Source organism: Actinomadura gamaensis (assembly GCF_042652125.1).
Taxonomy (GTDB): domain Bacteria; phylum Actinomycetota; class Actinomycetes; order Streptosporangiales; family Streptosporangiaceae; genus Spirillospora; species Spirillospora gamaensis.
This window is the reverse complement of sequence record NZ_JBHSIT010000003.1, coordinates 597,738-613,601: the sequence shown is the minus strand read 5'-3', so window position 1 is coordinate 613,601 and position 15,864 is coordinate 597,738. Positions and strand designations below refer to the sequence as shown.

The window sequence follows — 15,864 nt, the reverse complement described above, 5'->3', positions numbered from 1 at the left end:
GGCACCTCAGGTGAGCGAGGTCGTGCAGGTGAGGAACTTGCCGGACCGCTCGGACGGCAGGACGGGCGCGGCGGCGACATCGACGCGGCAGCCGGCGCCCAGGCGGCCGGCCAGCGCCTCGGTCAGCTCCCGCTCCCAGCCCGGGAGCGCGCCCCGGTCGGAGACGTAGCGGAACTCGGCGCGGTCGGGCGCGTGCTGGTGGAACTTGTAGGCGATCAGGTGCTCGGGCGCGCCGACGAGATCGTCGAGGCCGCGGGTCGTCAGGCGCGTGCCGTCCTGGCACCGGACGGCGTCCCGGTCGCGGCCCTCGAACCGGACGGCCGGATGCGGATGACCGCACGGGCAGCCGTCCAGCCACCGGTACAGGTCGCCGGTCCGGTAGCGGACGCGCGGCGAGAGCGGGTCGCCGAGGGTGGTCACGATGAGCTCGCCGATCTCGCCGGGACCGACCGGACGCCCGTCGCCGTCCAGCAGCTCCATCCAGAAGGCGGCGGTGTTGAGGTGGAGCGTGCCGTCCGGGCAGGACGCGGCGACCCAGCCGAACTCGGACATGGTGACCGAGCTCGCGACGAGCATGCCCGCAGGCAGCCGGGACCGCAGGTGGGCGGTGGCGAACGCGGGCGCGAAGTTGTAGGTCATGACGAGGGCGCGGCCGGGCAGCCCGGCGCCGTCCGGCTTCCAGCCCCGCTCCTCGGCGGCGCGCGTCAGGTGCGCGAAGCGCGTGGGGTCGCAGGACAGGTAGTCGGGCTCCCATTCGGCGATCTCGTCCCACGCCTTGCGGAGCATCGTCTCGGGCGTGGTGTACAGGTCGTGCGCGGACGGCAGCACCAGCATGCCGTTGGGCAGGATCCGGTCGGCCATGGTGACCTGCGGCAGCGAGCACTCGACGTCGGAGCAGTTCGGGGCCGCGTACCGGACGCTGCGCCGGGTCTCCGGGTCGGCGAGCAGCGCCATCAGCTCCGGGTGGACGTCCAGCGCGCCGAACCGGCGCTCGGCGAGGGTGAACGCGTAGTCCGCGCTGAGCAGGCGCTCGTGCGCGGTGCCCGAGCTGCGGCTGCGCACCACCATCGGGTCGTTCAGTGTCGCGCCGTCCACCAGGACGCCAGCCGGGAACGCCTGCCGGTACTCGGCGCGGGTGGTGAGCGGGACGAGCGCGAGGTCGGCCGGGTCGCGGACGTCCGCGGGCCGCCGGCCCGCCGCGTCGAACTTGGCGCGGGCCAACCGGGTGCGCTCGTAGGCGAGGGTCAGCTCCTCCCGGAGGCGGGGCAGGTCGGCGTCCGGCATCAGCCCGGTGCGGCGTCCCGCCGGGGGCCGGACGGTCATGACGGCACCTCCGCCTTCGCGGCGGCGCGGCCGGTGATGGCGTCGGCGAGCGAGCCCGCCGTCTGCGCCTCGAAGATCGCGCGGACCGGGACGTGCCGGTCCAGCCGCGACCGGATGAGGCTGATCGCGCGGACCGCGAGCAGCGAGTGGCCGCCCCGGTCGAAGAAGTTGTCCTCCTCGGTGACGTGCGGGACGCGCAGCAGGTCCGCCCACACCGCGCGGATGACCGCGACGGTCCGGGCGCGCTCCGCGCCGTCGCCCATGCCGCCGTCGGGTTCGCCGTCGGATTCGCCAGCGGGTTCGCCGGCGGGCTCCGGCGGCGGCTCCGGGACGGCGACCAGCACGGGCCCGGACAGATCGGCTCCGGACAGATCGGGTTCGGATGGCTCAGGCTGCGACAGGTCGGGCTGGGAGGGGGTCGCCTCGGACGGCGGCTCGCTCAGTTCGGCCAGTCTCAGGTTCGGATCGGCGCAGGCCCGGGCGAGGACGTCCAGGAAGCCGTCCGCCGCCTCGGCCGCCCCGGCGGCGTCGAAGTAGCGCGCGGACGCGTGCCACACCATGTCCCACTCGTCGGGTCCGGCGGCGGCGGGACCGCCGGTCCGGCGCTGCGCCTCGGTGATCACGATGACGTCGAGCGGGAACTTGGCCGTGCCGTTCGGGATCGCCTCCTCCAGCGTCAGCTCGACGCCGGGCAGGGCGAGGTCGGGGTAGGGCGCGTCGTGGAAGTTGAACGTGGTCTGGAAGAGCGGGTTCTCCAGGGTGCGCGGCACGCGCAGCGCCTCGACGATCGCGTGCAGCGGCGCGGCCTGGTGCGCGTACCCCTCCAGCAGGGCGCGGCGCGTGCCGGCGGCCAGCGCGCGGAACTCCGCGCCGGGCTCCGGCCGGACCCGGATCGGAAGGTTGTTCAGCACGCAGCCGAGCATGTGCTCGGCCTCCACCCACGGCCGGTTCGCCACGGCGGTGCCGACGGCGAAGTCCCGCTGGCCGGTCAGGCCGCGCAGGAAGGCCGCCCAGGCGGCGAAGCAGACCATGAACGGCGTGACGTCCAGGTCGGCGGCGGTGCGCTTGACCGCGGCGACCAGCTCCGGCGCGATCCTGCGCCGCACCTGGTGCCCGCCGTGGTCACCGTGCCCGCCGTGGTCACCGTGGTCGCCGTGGTCACCGTGCCCGCCGTGGTCGCCGTGCCCGCCGTGGTCGCCGCGCGCGTCCGGACGCGGCGTCAGCGCGAGGGGCGGGACGCCGTTCAGCCGGTCGAGCCAGTAGGGCAGGTGCTCGCGCGCTCCGTCCCGCTCCCACCAGCGGCGCTGCCAGTAGGCGAAGTCCCCGCACTGGACGAGCGGTTCCGGCAGTTCCGGCGGCGTGCCGGTCACGGCCGCCCGGTAGCGCTCGACCAGCTCCCGCAGGAAGACCGAGAACGACCAGCCGTCATGGACGAGGTGGTGCTGGCTCTGCACGAGCCAGGTGCGCTCGCCGTCGAGGCGGATGAGGCACCACCGGATCAGCGGCGGCTCGTCGATCCGGAACGCCCGGCGGACGAACTCGTCGGCGAAGCGCCGCGCGGCGGACTCCGCCCGCTCCGGGGAGGGCTCGGCCTCGCGCAGGTCGATCACGGTGATCGCGGGCGGCGCGGCCGGATGGACGGTCTGCCGGGGCTCGCCGTCCCGGACGGTGAAGCCGGCCCGCAGGATCTCGTGGCGCTCGATGATCCCGGCGAGGGCGCGGCGCAGCGCCGCCTCGTCCAGCGCCCCGGTGAACTTGAAGATCGCCTGGAAGTTGTAGACGGGCTCGCCGGGGGCGAACTCGTGCAGGAACCACAGGCGTTCCTGCAGGTGGGACAGGGGCGGTTCGGTGCCGGGCGGACGGGCCGCCAGCCTCGTGGCGCCGGGCCTCCGTCCGGCGAGGCGCTCGTCCACGGTCGTCTCGAAGTCGCGGAGGGCGGGCGCGCGCAGCACGTCGGCCACCGTGACCTCGATTCCCGTGGCCGCGCGGACACGGTTGGCGAGCATCGCGGCCTTCAGCGACGTCCCGCCGCTCTCCAGGAAGCCGCGCGCGGGATCGGCCGTCCCGACGACCTCGCGCCAGGCGGCACGTGCCGGCGAAGCGCCGTCCGGCAGCTTAGCGTCCCGTGGCTCGGGGACGGGCTCGGGGACGGGATCGGGCAGGGCGGCGAGATCGACCTTGCCGCGTTCGGTCAGCGGCATCCGGTCGAGGAACACGAAGTGGGCGGGCAGCATGTGCCGGGGCAGGCGTTCCGCGAGGTACGCCCGAAGCGCGTCGGTGTCCGGCGTGGCAGCCGGCGGGGCCTCCGGGATGGCGTGCGGAGTGGTGTCCGGGGTGGCGTCCGGCGGGACGTCGGCCGGGACGATGTAGGCGGCGAGTGCTTCACCGCGCAGGGCGACGGCGCTGTCGGCCACGCCCGGATAGGCGTTCAGGTGCGTCCGGATCTCGCCGGGCTCGACGCGGTTGCCCGCCACCTGGAGCTGCGCGTCGCGGCGTCCCTCGAACAGCAGCGCGCCGGAGTCGTCGATGCTGACCAGGTCGCCGGTACGGAACGCTCGGCCGCCGTCCGGCATCGCGACGAACCGCTCGGCGGTCAGCTCGTCGTCGCCGAGGTAGCCGCGCGCGACCGGCGGCCCGCCGACCAGCAGTTCCCCGGACGAGCCGGGCGCGAGCGGCACGCAGCGTCCGGTGAACTCGTCGGCCAGGCCCAGCTCCGCGCCGCCGATCGCGCGGCCGATCGGGACGTCCCGTCCGCCGAGGTCCGCCTGCGGATCGACCTCGTGGTAGGTCACGGCCACGGCTGTTTCGGTCGGCCCGTATCGGGTGAACAGCCGGACGCCCGGCAGGACGTCCAGGATCCGCGCCGCCAGGGCGGACGGCAACCGGTCGCCACCGCAGATGAGATAGCGCAGGCTCGTCGCCTCCCGCAGCGCGGGTTCTTCGAGCAGGAGCGGCACGATGGCGGGCGGCAGCCGGACGGCCGTGATTTGCTGGCGCGCGAGGGTCGCCGCCAGCACGTAGGGGTCCATGTGGTCCCCTTCGGCCAGCGACACGACCGTCGCGCCGCTCGACAGCGGCCAGAAGAAGTCGGTCAGCGACGCGTCGAACGTGTAGGGCGCGACCTGCAGAAGCCGGTCGCCGGGGTGCAGTGGCAGTTCCTCGCGCAGCCAGTCGATGTGCCCGGTCAGATTGCGGTGCTCGACCACGACGCCCTTCGGAACGCCCGTTGAGCCGGAGGTGTAGATGACGTAGGCGGCCTCGCCCGGCGCGGCGACCTCTTCGCTCTCGCCTTCGTCTTCGTCTTCGTCTTCGGCCAGGGCGTCCAGGTCGATGAGCGGGATGTTCGTGCTCAGCCGTCCGCGCGTGGCGGCATGGACGAGCAGGGCGGCCGGACGGCTGTCCCCGAGGATGCGTTCCAGGCGTGCGGGCGGCTCTTCCAAACCGAGCGGCAGGAAGGCGGCACCGGCTTTGAGCGCGCCGAACATGCCCACGGCCATGTCCACGCCGCGTTCGAGGAACAGGCCGACGATCCGTCCCTCAACGCCGACCCGTCCCTCAACGCCGACCCGTCCCTCGTCGCCGCGCAGTCGCCTGGCGACGCGTCCGGCGACGCGTCCGGCCGCCCGGGCGATGTCGCCGTAGCGGTAAGGGGTCCCGTCGGGTTCGATCCAGGCGGTCCGGTCGGGCGTGGTGGCGGCGACCTGCTCGAAGGCGGCCTGGAGCGACTCACTCTCGCGCATGTGCGAACCCCTCATGACGGGCGGCGGGCTTTGTCCCGATCCGAACACGGCCGCTACCGCCCGTCATCCTGACGGGCGTCAGGGGTGCCGCACCGACGCGGCGGCTAGGGGCCCTCGGGGTCCACGGCGTCCCGGTCCACCCAGAACGGGGCGAGCAGGGCGCGGAGGCGGTCGGGGCCGACGCGCTCCAGGAGGTCGAGCGCGGCGATGTTGTCCTGAAGCTGCGCAAGGCTGCTCGCGCCGAACAGGACGGTCGCGACCGAGGGGTGCGTCAGCGCGAACGCGACGCACAGCTGGGCCGGGGAGACGCCGAGGTCGCCCGCCAGCTCGGCGATGCCCTTCGCGGCGTCGTGGACGCGCCCGCGCACGTTGCCGGGATCGCGGCCGATCTGCCGGGACGGGCTGGTGTTGCCCGCCAGGATGCCGCCCTCCAGCACGTCGGACGCCTGGAGCGAGAGCCCCTCGGCGAACAGCGCCGCGAACGGCTCGCCGTCCGCGATGGAGCGGCGGCACGGGCTGTACTTCAGCTGGGCCACCTGCGGGCCGGGGGATCCTTCGGCGCGGGCGTGCTCGCCGATGGTCCGGACGGCCGCGGCGGACCAGTTGTTGACGCCCCAGCAGCCCACCAGCCCCTCGCGTTCCAGTTCGGCGAGGTCGGCGGCGAGGCGGCGCAGGTCCACCTCGCGGCGGATGTCGCCGAGCACCGCGACGTCCGCGCGGTCCACGCCCGCCCGGAACAGGGCGTGGGTGAGCTGGGCGCGCAGCGGGCGCTCGGGATAGCCCTCCAGCCACAGCTTGGCCGACAGCAGGTAGTCGTCCCGGGCCAGCCCGGCCGCGCGGACGATCGCGGAGAACAGGACGTCGGTGAAGACCGGCGGGTGGCCCGGCATCCCGTAGACGGCGACGTCGAAGAGGTCGATCCCGGCGTCCACGGCGTACCGGACCATCGCGACGGCGTCGGCGAAGTCCATCCGGTCGTAGGTGTGCCAGGACCCGAGGGACAGCACGGACGTCTCCGGCCCGGTGGTGCCGAGCCTGCGGCGGGGAACGGGTGTGCTCACGGCGGTTCGCTTTCTCGCAGAGGGACGGACGGTGCGTTCTCGCAGAGGGACGGACGGAACGTGCTCGCAGAGGGACGGGAGGGCTACATCTGGGGGCGGACGACGGCCTTGACCTGCTCCAGCCGGGACATCGCCGCGAGCGCGTCCGTCGCGCCGGCGAGGCCGACGGGGGCGCTGAACAGGTCGTCCCAGGGGAAGCGGTCGCGGAAGGCGCGCAGGAACTCCACGGCGCGGTGGTAGTCGCCGACGTCGCCGTTGAGCGAGCCGAGCACGGTCAGCTCCTTGCCCATGATCGTGCCGAGCGGGAGCGGTTCCGGGCGCGGGCCGGTGCTGCCGACCACGACGAACCGGCCGCCGAAGGCCGCCATGTCGACCGCCTCGGCGCCGACGCCCGGCGCGCCCGCGAGGTCGAGGACGAGGTCGGCGCCGCGTCCTCCGGTGGCGTCCCGCACCCGGGCCGCCCGGTCGGCGGGGTCGCCGTCCAGGCCGATCAGGGTGTCCGCGCCGAACCGGCGGGCCAGCTCCAGCCGGGCGTCCGGAGCGCCGACCGTGATGACGCGGCGGGCGCCGGAGGCGGCGGCGACCGCGGTCGCGACGAGGCCGAGCGCGCCCGCGCCCTGCACCACCACCGACGAGCCGGGGCGCACTCCCCCGGCCCGGTCGAAGGCGTGCAGGACGGTCTTGACCGCGCACCCCGCCGCGGCGGCCCAGGTGTCGGGCACGTCGTCGGGCAGGACGACCTTGTGCGCGCCGGGCGTGACGTACACGTGCTCGCAGAGCCCGCCGGTGGCGTACGGCCAGCGGTCGGCGCGCAGCAGGAAGCCGTAGCCGCGTTCGGCGCAGGCCACCGGGTTGCGCAGGACGGTGCAGCCGTGGCAGTGCCCGCACACCGACTCCGACCAGCCGATGCGGTCGCCGGGCTTGACGTCCCGCCCGAGCGCGTCGCGGGTGCCGGGACCTGCGGCGATGACCGTGCCCATCATCTCGTGGCCGAGGACGATCGGCAGCATCCCGGGGAAGGCCATCGCGCCGTTCCACAGGTGGACGTCGGTGGCGCAGAGGGTGGCGCAGTCCACCCGGACGAGCGCCGCGCCCGGCTCGCACTCGGCGGGCAGGGGCAGTTCTTCAAGGGAGAGGCCGGCGCCGTGCTCGCGCAGGACGGCGGCGCGCGTGGCGGTGGGCGTGGCGGTGGGCGTGGCGGTGGGCGTGGCGGTGGGCGGCTGGGTCATGAGCGGCTGGGCCATGGGTCGCCTCCTCGGCTGGGACATGGATCGTCTCCTCGGGCGGGGTCAGCGGCTGTGGGCGGTGTCCCAGACCTCCCGGCGGCTGCGCCACCACAGCAGCGCGAGCATCACCAGGAAGGGCACCACGCCCTGGTACTTCTGGACGGCGTCGAGCGAGGAGGACAGCCCTTCCAGGCAGCCCAGCACGAGGCCGCCCGCCAGCGTCAGCGGCAGGCTGCGGAACGCGCCGACCATCGCCACCGCCAGCGCCGTGCCGATGAGCCCGGCCAGGGAGGCGAAGTCCCCGCCGAGCCGGGGCGCGACCAGCACGATCACCAGCGTGGTGACCGCGCCGACGCCCGCCCAGACGCCGACCGCGAGGCGGGGCGCGGCGATGCCGACGACCTCGGCGGTGCCGGGACGCTCCGACAGCGCCTGGAGTTTCAGGCCGAGCCGCGTCCGGGTCAGCAGCAGCCCGACCGCGACGGTGATCAGCACGGCGAAGCCGAGCGACACCGGCACCGACGCCGGGACCACGACCCCGCCGACGGTGCACAGGGGTTCGCCGAACGGGTCGGGGAAGCGGTGCGCGCCGGTGGTGTTGCCGCCGAACAGCCGCACGCCGACCGCGGTCAGCGCGACGTAGAGGGCGACCGTCACGGCCGCCTTGGTGCGCTCGCGGTGTCCCGCGAACCAGCGCACCAGCGCCGCGCCGAGCAGGCCTGACAGCAGCGCGCCCGCGAGGACGCCCGCGACCAGGGCGAGCAGCACGTTCACCCCGGCGTCGGTCAGCGACACCAGGACGAACGCGCCGACCGCGCCGACCGCCGTCATCGCGAAGTTGACCACGGCGACCAGCCGGTAGGTCAGCACCACGCACAGGCCGAGCAGGGCGTACCCGCCGCCGCTGGTCAGCCCGGCGATCACAGAGTTCACCATCGGACACCTCCGGGTGGGGCCGGGGACGCGCCGCCGGTCGGCGCGTCCCCGGCGGCGGGGCTAGTTCTTGCCGGGGACGGTGAACCCCTCGGGCAGCACCTTCCAGCCGTGGTCCTCGGCCTTGACGAACCGGGTGCCCTGGATGGGGTTGTGCTGGGATCCGGGGCCGAACACCCAGGGGTTGGCGGCCATCGGGTAGTCGATCGGCCGCATGGTCTTGAACGCCTTGGTCACCGACGCGCGGGTGATCGGGCCCTTGATCGTGCGCAGCACGGCGACGAACACGTCGGCGGCCATCACCGCGCCCTGGCTGAAGGCGGTCTTCTGGATGCCGTTGGCGTCCACGAGCTTCGCCCAGCGCTCGTTGCCGGGCAGGTCCGGCGCGGTGTACGGCTGCCACTCGGTGCCGACATAGGCGCTCATGTCGGGCGGGATCGCCTTCGCGTTCACATCGGTGTAGCTGTTGGCGGCGAGCAGGAAGTCCACCTTCTGCATGCCCTGCGTGCGCGCCTGCGCGAACCAGGGCGCGACCGTCGCGTTGTACAGGACGGCCTGGCATCCGGCGGCCTTGTCGGCGACGAGGTAGCGGGTCGGGTCGCCGGTGCCGACGGCGAGGTTCTTGTGCGCGAGGGTCTTGCCGGTCAGCGCCGTCCACTTCCTGATGGCGTCCTCGATGCCGCCGCCGCTGCCGGGCAGCACCGTGTAGTCGACGCAGACCTTGGCGCGCTTCAGCTTCTCGGACGCGTAGTACAGCATCGCGGTCGTCAGCGCGTAGGGGCCGGGGTTGACCGGGGCGATGTTCGGGCTGGTGAAGCAGGTCGGGTCGACGCCGACGGCCGGGATCGACACGATCTTCTCGCGGCTGTAGGTGGCCCGGTTCAGCCCGCAGTCCACGGCGCTGGACGAGCCGACCAGCGCGACCACGCCCTGGGACGTGATCAGCTCGCGGGCGGCCTGGCTGGACCGCTGCGGGTCCATCGCGTCGTCCTCGCTGACCAGGCGCAGCTTGCGGCCGCCGATGCCGCCGGACGCGTTGACCTCGTCGAACACGGCCCGGACGGCCTTGGGCACCTCGGGGGTCTGGAACAGCCCGGTGACGCCGTTGACGGAGCCGACCTTGATCGGCCCCTTGGTGGAGGACCCGCCGCCCGACTGGCAGCCGGCGGCGGCCAGGGACAGCGCGGAGGCGACCGCGGTCGCGGTGAGCAGGGTGCGTTTCATGGGGACCCTCGGTTGGGTTCGCGGGGGGTGTGGTCGGAGGGGCGCGGGGTCGGAGGGGCGCGGGAGGGCGGGCCGGTCAGCTCGCGGGGACGTCCGCCGTGCCGAGGTAGGCGGCCCGGACGGCGGGCGCGGCGAGGACCTCGGCCGTCGGCCCGGACGCGATGACGTGCCCGAAGTCGAGCACGGTGACCTGCCCGCAGGTCGCCTGGACGAGCTCCATGTCGTGCTCGACCAGCAGGATCGACACGCCGAACCGCTCCGGGACGCGGGCCAGCGTCCGGCCGAGCCGCAGCGACTCGGCGGCGGACTGGCCGGCGGCGGGCTCGTCCAGCAGCGCGACGGCGGGCCGGGCCGCGATCGCCGCCGCGACGTCCAGCAGCTTGCGGGTCCCGGCGTCCACGATCGACACCGGCACGTCGCCGGGCGGGCAGCCGAAGAACGCCAGCAGCTCCTCGGCCTCCGCGCGGGGCAGGCGGCGGCCCGCCCCGATCCGCAGGTACTCGTGCAGGGACAGTTCGGGCGCGATGGCCGTGGTCTGGAAGGTGCGGCGCAGGCCGCGGGCGGCGCGGGCGCTCGGGCCGAGGCGGTCCAGGGACCGGCCGCGCAGTTCCACCGATCCCTCGTAGCCGCCGACGAAGCCGGTCGCGGCGGCGATGAAGGTGGACTTGCCCGCGCCGTTCGGGCCGATGAGCCCGACGACCGACCGCTCGGGGACGGTCAGGTCCACCCCGTCCAGCGCGACGACCTCCCCGAACCGGACGGTCAGCCCCTTCACCACCAGAGCCGGGCCGGACGACCGCGGCGCGGGGACGGTGGCAGGGGGATGGTCGTCCGCCGGGACGGGCGTGCCCGTGCCGGCCTCGTCGGCGGCGCGGGGATGCTCTTCGGCGTCTCGCAGCAGCTTGCGCGCGGCGCGCTCGCGCTTGCGGAGCCGCGTGAGGTCGGTCTGGCTGAGGCCGCTGCGCAGCGCGAGGAGCGCGCCCGCGCCGAACAGGACGCCGCCGAGGTCCTGCGGCAGCGACAGCTTCTCCATGACGGTCGCCATCACCGACCCGAAGATCCCGCCCAGCACCGCGCCCTCGGGATGGTGCGGGCCGATCATGATCGCGATGGCGAACAGCGCGAGCGACTGGCCCATGGCGAAGTTGCCCGGCACGACCATGCCGAGCTGGCCGGCGAGCAGCCCGCCGCCGATCCCGGCGACGAAGGCGCTGATCGCGAACGCGGCGAGCTTGCTCCGCGCGACCGAGACGCCGTGCGCGGCGGCCGACCGCTCCGAGTGCCGCAGCTCGTACCAGGACAGCCCGAGGCGGCTGCGGCCGATCGCGGCGAGCGCCACGGCGAGCACCGTGAACACCAGGACGCAGAGCACGAGGTAGCCGCCGTCGGTGTCGAACGGCGCGGGCCGCTCGACCATCGTCAGCTCCTCCGCGCCGGGGAACGGGTTGCCGTTCCACACGATGTCGGCGGACACGGCGAACCCGAACGTCACCACCGCGAGGTTCACGCCGCGGATGCGCAGCGCGGGCAGGCCGATCGCCACCCCGACGGGCACCGCGGCGAGTCCGCCGAGCAGCAGCCACACCAGGAACCCGCCGGGCGCGCCCGCGACGTTGAGCCGCAGCACGACCCACGCGCCGATCGCGGCGAACGACATCTGGCACAGGGCCATCACGCCCGCGCGGCCGACGATGACGCCGTAGCTCAGCATGACGACGGCGCTCACCGCCGCGCCGATCGCCAGGTAGGTCCAGTAAGGCGGCAGGACGGCCGGGAGCACCGCGCAGGCGAGCGCCGCGAGCGCGATCCCTCCGGCCGTTCCGCGCACGGTGGGCGAGAGGTTCCGGGGCCGGACCGCCACGGGCGGCCGGATCATCGCCGGACGGGTCATCGCGGACCGCCTTCCCCCGCCGCCCGCTCCATCCCGTCCCCCGCACCACCGCGCGCGCCGCCGGGCGCACCGCCGGGCGCGCCGCCAGGTGCGACACCGCGTGCGTTGCCGCGCGCGCTGCCGGGGGCGTTGCCAGGGGCGTTGCCGGGGGCGTTGTGCGCTGTGGCGGGGTCCGGCTCGGCGTCCTGGCCGGGCGGGGCGCCGAAGTAGAGGCGGTGCAGGCGGGCTTCGTCGCCGCGCAGGTCGGCGCAGGGGCCGCCGAACACGACGCGGCCCTTGCGCAGGACGTAGGCGCGGTCGCCGACGTCCAGCGCGAGGTTCGCGAACTGCTCGATGAGCACGACCGCGATGCCCATCGAGGCCAGCTCGCCGACCGTGGTCATGAGCCGGCGCACGACCAGCGGGGCGAGGCCGAGCGACATCTCGTCGATCATGATCACCGAGGGCGCGCCGACCAGCGCGCGGCCGAGCACGACCATCTGCTGCTCGCCGCCCGACAGGTGCCCGGCCTGGACGCCGCGCCGCCGGTCCAGCTCGGGGAACAGCCGGTAGACGGTGCCGAGGTCGCCGCCGTCCGCCTCGGCGACCAGCAGGTTCTGCTCGACGGTGAGGGTCCGGAACGTGGTGCGGGCCTGCTCGACGTAGCCGAGGCCCGCGCGGGCCCGGCGGTAGGGCGGCAGCTTCTCGACCGCCGCCCCGCCGAGCCGGACGCGGCCGGTCCGCAGCGGCGCGAGCCCGGCGACGCCGTCCATCAGCGTGGTCTTGCCCGCGCCGTTCGCGCCGAGGATGACGGTGACCGCGCCGGGCGCGGCCTCCAGCGTGACGCCGTGGACGACGGGCACCTCGGCCCGGTCCACGCCGACGTCCTCCAGGGCCAGGGCGGCTCCGGCCGCCGACGCCGTCATCACGCGCCGCCGTCCGCGCCCGCCGCCGGGGCCGGAGCGGACCCGGCGCCGGTACCGGGAGCCGAGGCGAACGCCTTGGTGAGGGCGTCGGCGACGCGGGCGTGCGCCTCCCGAGCCACGCTGAGCTCGGTCGCCAGCAGCCCGAAGAAGCCGTGGATGACCCCGTCGTAACGGACCAGCTCGGTGGGGGTGCCCGCCGCCTGCAACCTGCGCGCGTACTCCTCGCCCTCGTCGCGCAGCACGTCGCACTCCGCCCCGAGGACGAGCGCCGGCGGGAGGTTCGAGAGATCACCGGCGCGCAGTGGCAGCAGGTAGGGGTCGTTCAGGTCGTCCGCGTCGCGCGGGTACTGGGTGAAGAACCACTCCATGCTCGCCTTGGAGAGGAAGTAGCCCTCGGCGAACTCGTCGTAGGAGGCGCGGCCGTCCGCCCAGTGCCCGACGACGGGCGAGACGAGCACCTGGAGCGCGGCGCGCGGGCCGCCCTGGTCGCGGGCGCGCAGCGCGACGACCGCCGCCAGGTTGCCGCCCGCGCTCTCGCCGCCGACCGCGATCCGGGACGGGTCGCCGCCGCCGGGGAGCTCGGCGGCGTGCTCGGCGATCCAGGCGGTGACGGCGTAGGCGTCGTCGGCCGCCGCCGGGTAGGGGTGCTCGGGGGCGAGCCGGTAGTCCACCGAGACGACGAGGCAGCGCGCGGACGCGCACACCGTCCGGCAGGCGACCTCGTTCTCGTCCAGGGAGCCGATCGTCCAGCCGCCGCCGTGGAACCAGGCGAGGACCGGGAACGGCCCGGTCCCCTCGGGGACGTAGACCCGGACGGGGACGTCCCCGGCGGGTCCGGGGAGGGCGGTGTCCGCGACCGCGCCGACGGGCGGCAGGTCGGCGGGCATCCGCCAGGTCCGGTGGAACTCCTCGCGCATGGCCGCCGCGTTCGGCGGGGTCTCGATCCGGTCCAGCTGGGGGAAGCCGTCGATGATGCGCTGCGCCTCGGGATTCAGGGGCATGGGGGTCGACCTCCGAAGGCCCGGCGTGCCCGCCCGGGGGCTGGGCACTCCAAAATCGTATGTGATTCCGTGTACGTTAAAGCCCCAGCATCGGCGATGTCCAGACTTGGAGCGCGATATGCACGAGCACGCCGACCTCGTCCTCACCGGCGGACGGGTCCACACGATGGACGCCGCGGGCACGGTCGCCGAGGCGGTCGCCACGCGCGGCGGCACGATCGCCGCCGTGGGCACCGCCGAGGACGTCGCGCCCCTCGCCGGACGCGGCACGCGCGTCGTGCGGCTCGCCGGACGCGCCGTCCTCCCGGGGATCAACGACTCGCACCTGCACGGCGTCTGGCTCGGCGCGATGTGGCCCGCGCTGCTGATGGACCGGCTCGCCGGGACGGGCGGGCACGCCGGGACGGGCGGGCACGCCGGGACGGGCGGGCACGAGCACACCGCGCCGGTCCGGCTCGCCGGCGAGGAGCGGGTGGCCAAGGCGATCCTGCGCACCGCCGGGCTGCTGGCGCCGCTCGGGATCACCGGCTACACCGAGCCGGGCCTCGGTCCGGGCGAGGACGGCGGCGCCACCGGCTGTTTCGGGACGTCCGCCCTGCGCGCGTACGCCGACCTCGCCGAACGCGGCGAGCTGACCGCGCGGGTGACCGCGCTGATGCTGTTCGGCGAGCTGGACGGCCGCAGCTCCGCCGACGAGCTGGCCGAGGGCCTGCGCACGTTCGCGCCGCCGCCCGACGTGCCGGGCCGGTTCCGGGTCGCGGGCGTGAAGATCTTCGCCGACGGCATCCCGCCGATGCGGACGGCCTGGACCGAGCGTCCGTACGCCGACGGCTCGACCGGCGCGCTCCTGGTGGACGGCCGCGACGACGCCGACCGGGAGGCGGCGCTGCGCGCGATGATCGACGCGGCGCACGCGGCCGGGCACCAGATCGGCGTGCACGCGACCGGGGACCGGGCCACCCGGGTGGTCGCGGACGCGCTCGCCACCGCGCAGGCGCGCGACGGCCGGGACGCGCGGCACTACCTCATCCACGGCGACCTGCTCTCGCCCGCGACGCTGGAGGTGCTGGCCCGCGCAGGAATCGGGCTGAACACGCAGGCGGGGATCCCGGTCGCGACCGCGCCCTTGCTCGCCGACGCGCTCGGCGCGGACGCGCTGCGCGACGCCTGGCCCGTCCGTTCGGCCCTGGACGCCGGGGTGCGCCTGTCCCTGAGCTCCGACGCGCCGGTGCTCACCCCGGACTGGCGCGCCGGCGTCGCCGCGGCGGTGACCCGCGCCGGGCTGGACGGCACGGTGCGCGGCCCCGAGCAGCGGATCGCGGTGGCCGACGCCCTGCGCGCCTACACGGTCACGCCCGCCTGGCAGGACGGCGCCGAGCGGTGGAAGGGCTCGGTCGAGCCGGGCAAGGCCGCCGACCTGTGCGTCCTGGCCGACGATCCGCTCGGCGTCGAGCCCGCCGCGCTGCCGTCCGTCCCGGTGGAGATGACCGTGCTGGACGGCCGGGTGGTCTACGAGAGCTGACCGTCCGCCGCGCTCAGGTCGCGGCGGACGGCGCGTCGGTGCCCCAGGACGCGGCCGGGTCCACGACGCCCCGGTCCAGCCACAGCCCGGCGACGGCCTCGGGCAGCGCGTCGCCGTGTCGGGCGAGCAGGTCGAGGGCCGCGAGGTTGTCGTCCAGCTGGCCCATCCGGCTCACTCCGACCAGGACGTTCGCGGCGGCCGGATGGGTCAGGCAGTAGGCGATCGCGAGCTGGGCCGGGCTCGCCTCGAACCGCTCGGCGACCCGCCGGACCTCGGGGAGCGCCGCGCGGATCACCTCCCGGATGCCGCCCGGATCCGCGCCGATCCTGCGCGCGGGACGCAGCCGTCCGGCGAGGATGCCGCCCTCCAGGACGTCCGACGCCTGGAGGCCGAGGCCGCCTGCGAACAGCTCGCCGTAGGGCGCGCCCTCGGGCACCGATCGGCGGGCCAGGCTGTACTTGAGCTGGGCGAAGACCGGCGGGACCAGGCCTTCGGCGCGGGCGAAGTCGCGCGCGAAACGCAGGTCGGCCGCCGACCAGTTGTTGACGCCCCACGCGGCGAAGCGTCCCGCGCGCACCTGCTCGGCCACGTCGGTCACGACGGCGCGCAGGTCGGGCCGTTCCACGAAGTCGCCCACGACGACGAGGTCGGCGCGGTCGGTCCCGACGCGGCCGAGCGCTGTCTCCATCTGCTCGGCGAAGGACGACGCCGGGTACTCCCAGAGCCAGAGCTTGCCGCACAGCAGGTAGTCCTCGCGGGCGAGCCCGGCGTCCCGGACGGCCTGCCCGAAGAGCACGTCGGTCACCGCGTTCTCGGCGTGCGGGCCGAAGTTGTAGTGGGCGACGTCGAACAGGTTCACGCCCCGGTCCACCGCGCGGCGGAGGAGCGCCGCCGCGTCGTCCCGGTCCATGCGGTCCCAGGTGTTCCAGGAGCCGAGCGCGAGGACCGGCACCTCCGGTCCGTCCGCGCCGAGCCGCCGCCTCGGCACGCGTTCCGTCTTCCGCATCGCTGACCTCCGCCGTTTCGTGAGGGGTGCGG

Annotated in this window: 11 protein-coding genes; 1 reads left to right on the top strand and 10 read right to left on the bottom strand. The window is 75.1% G+C overall.

Annotation, left to right across the window (positions count from 1 at the left end; genetic code table 11):
- Window positions 1–6: 6 nt before the first annotated feature.
- The 9 genes from ACFPCY_RS13060 to ACFPCY_RS13020 all read right to left on the bottom strand — a co-directional run bounded on the left by ACFPCY_RS13060 (window position 7) and on the right by ACFPCY_RS13020 (window position 13,304).
- Window positions 7–1,323 (bottom strand): hypothetical protein, encoded by a 1,317-nt coding sequence (locus tag ACFPCY_RS13060; RefSeq protein WP_378254703.1) that lies wholly within the window; start codon window positions 1,321–1,323, stop codon window positions 7–9.
- A complete protein-coding gene (locus ACFPCY_RS13055) occupies window positions 1,320–5,063 on the bottom strand; it encodes an amino acid adenylation domain-containing protein (RefSeq protein WP_378254702.1) in 3,744 nt (1,247 codons plus the stop codon). The genes ACFPCY_RS13060 and ACFPCY_RS13055 overlap by 4 nt, the downstream gene beginning before the upstream one ends.
- Before the next feature lie 104 nt (window positions 5,064–5,167).
- Window positions 5,168–6,124 carry an aldo/keto reductase gene (locus tag ACFPCY_RS13050; RefSeq protein WP_378254700.1) on the bottom strand — a complete coding sequence of 319 codons (957 nt, stop codon included), beginning with the start codon at window positions 6,122–6,124 and terminating at the stop codon, window positions 5,168–5,170.
- Between the two features lie 83 nt (window positions 6,125–6,207).
- Window positions 6,208–7,368 (bottom strand): zinc-binding dehydrogenase, encoded by a 1,161-nt coding sequence (locus ACFPCY_RS13045; protein WP_378254697.1) that lies wholly within the window; start codon window positions 7,366–7,368, stop codon window positions 6,208–6,210.
- 45 nt (window positions 7,369–7,413) lie between these two features.
- Entirely contained in the window at window positions 7,414–8,286 is an 873-nt protein-coding gene (locus ACFPCY_RS13040) for a branched-chain amino acid ABC transporter permease (RefSeq protein ID WP_378254695.1), read from the bottom strand.
- A 60-nt stretch (window positions 8,287–8,346) separates the two neighbouring features.
- Window positions 8,347–9,507, bottom strand: a complete 1,161-nt coding sequence (locus ACFPCY_RS13035) for an ABC transporter substrate-binding protein (RefSeq protein ID WP_378254694.1) — start codon at window positions 9,505–9,507, stop codon at window positions 8,347–8,349.
- Between the two features lie 76 nt (window positions 9,508–9,583).
- Window positions 9,584–11,398 (bottom strand): branched-chain amino acid ABC transporter ATP-binding protein/permease, encoded by a 1,815-nt coding sequence (locus ACFPCY_RS13030; protein ID WP_378254691.1) that lies wholly within the window; start codon window positions 11,396–11,398, stop codon window positions 9,584–9,586.
- Window positions 11,395–12,303, bottom strand: coding sequence for an ABC transporter ATP-binding protein (locus tag ACFPCY_RS13025; RefSeq protein ID WP_378254689.1), 909 nt, complete (start codon window positions 12,301–12,303; stop codon window positions 11,395–11,397). The genes ACFPCY_RS13030 and ACFPCY_RS13025 overlap by 4 nt, the downstream gene beginning before the upstream one ends.
- On the bottom strand, window positions 12,303–13,304 hold the full coding sequence (locus ACFPCY_RS13020) for an alpha/beta hydrolase (RefSeq protein WP_378254686.1): 1,002 nt from the start codon (window positions 13,302–13,304) through the stop codon (window positions 12,303–12,305). The genes ACFPCY_RS13025 and ACFPCY_RS13020 overlap by 1 nt, the downstream gene beginning before the upstream one ends.
- A 118-nt stretch (window positions 13,305–13,422) precedes the next feature.
- On the opposite strand from ACFPCY_RS13020, the gene ACFPCY_RS13015 reads away from it, so the two are divergent.
- On the top strand, window positions 13,423–14,826 hold the full coding sequence (locus ACFPCY_RS13015) for an amidohydrolase (RefSeq protein WP_378254684.1): 1,404 nt from the start codon (window positions 13,423–13,425) through the stop codon (window positions 14,824–14,826).
- A gap of 13 nt (window positions 14,827–14,839) precedes the next feature.
- Here ACFPCY_RS13015 and ACFPCY_RS13010 read toward each other — a convergent pair whose 3' ends face one another.
- Window positions 14,840–15,832 (bottom strand): aldo/keto reductase, encoded by a 993-nt coding sequence (locus ACFPCY_RS13010; protein ID WP_378254682.1) that lies wholly within the window; start codon window positions 15,830–15,832, stop codon window positions 14,840–14,842.
- Window positions 15,833–15,864 lie beyond the last annotated feature (32 nt).

Coding starts and splice junctions, on each gene's coding strand:
- ACFPCY_RS13060 (WP_378254703.1), bottom strand. CDS start 1,323: ATGACCGTCCGGCCCCCGGCGGGACGCCGCACCGGGCTGATGCCGGAC.
- ACFPCY_RS13055 (WP_378254702.1), bottom strand. CDS start 5,063: ATGCGCGAGAGTGAGTCGCTCCAGGCCGCCTTCGAGCAGGTCGCCGCC.
- ACFPCY_RS13045 (WP_378254697.1), bottom strand. CDS start 7,368: ATGGCCCAGCCGCTCATGACCCAGCCGCCCACCGCCACGCCCACCGCC.
- ACFPCY_RS13040 (WP_378254695.1), bottom strand. CDS start 8,286: ATGGTGAACTCTGTGATCGCCGGGCTGACCAGCGGCGGCGGGTACGCC.
- ACFPCY_RS13035 (WP_378254694.1), bottom strand. CDS start 9,507: ATGAAACGCACCCTGCTCACCGCGACCGCGGTCGCCTCCGCGCTGTCC.
- ACFPCY_RS13030 (WP_378254691.1), bottom strand. CDS start 11,398: ATGACCCGTCCGGCGATGATCCGGCCGCCCGTGGCGGTCCGGCCCCGG.
- ACFPCY_RS13025 (WP_378254689.1), bottom strand. CDS start 12,303: ATGACGGCGTCGGCGGCCGGAGCCGCCCTGGCCCTGGAGGACGTCGGC.
- ACFPCY_RS13020 (WP_378254686.1), bottom strand. CDS start 13,304: ATGCCCCTGAATCCCGAGGCGCAGCGCATCATCGACGGCTTCCCCCAG.
- ACFPCY_RS13015 (WP_378254684.1), top strand. CDS start 13,423: ATGCACGAGCACGCCGACCTCGTCCTCACCGGCGGACGGGTCCACACG.
- ACFPCY_RS13010 (WP_378254682.1), bottom strand. CDS start 15,832: ATGCGGAAGACGGAACGCGTGCCGAGGCGGCGGCTCGGCGCGGACGGA.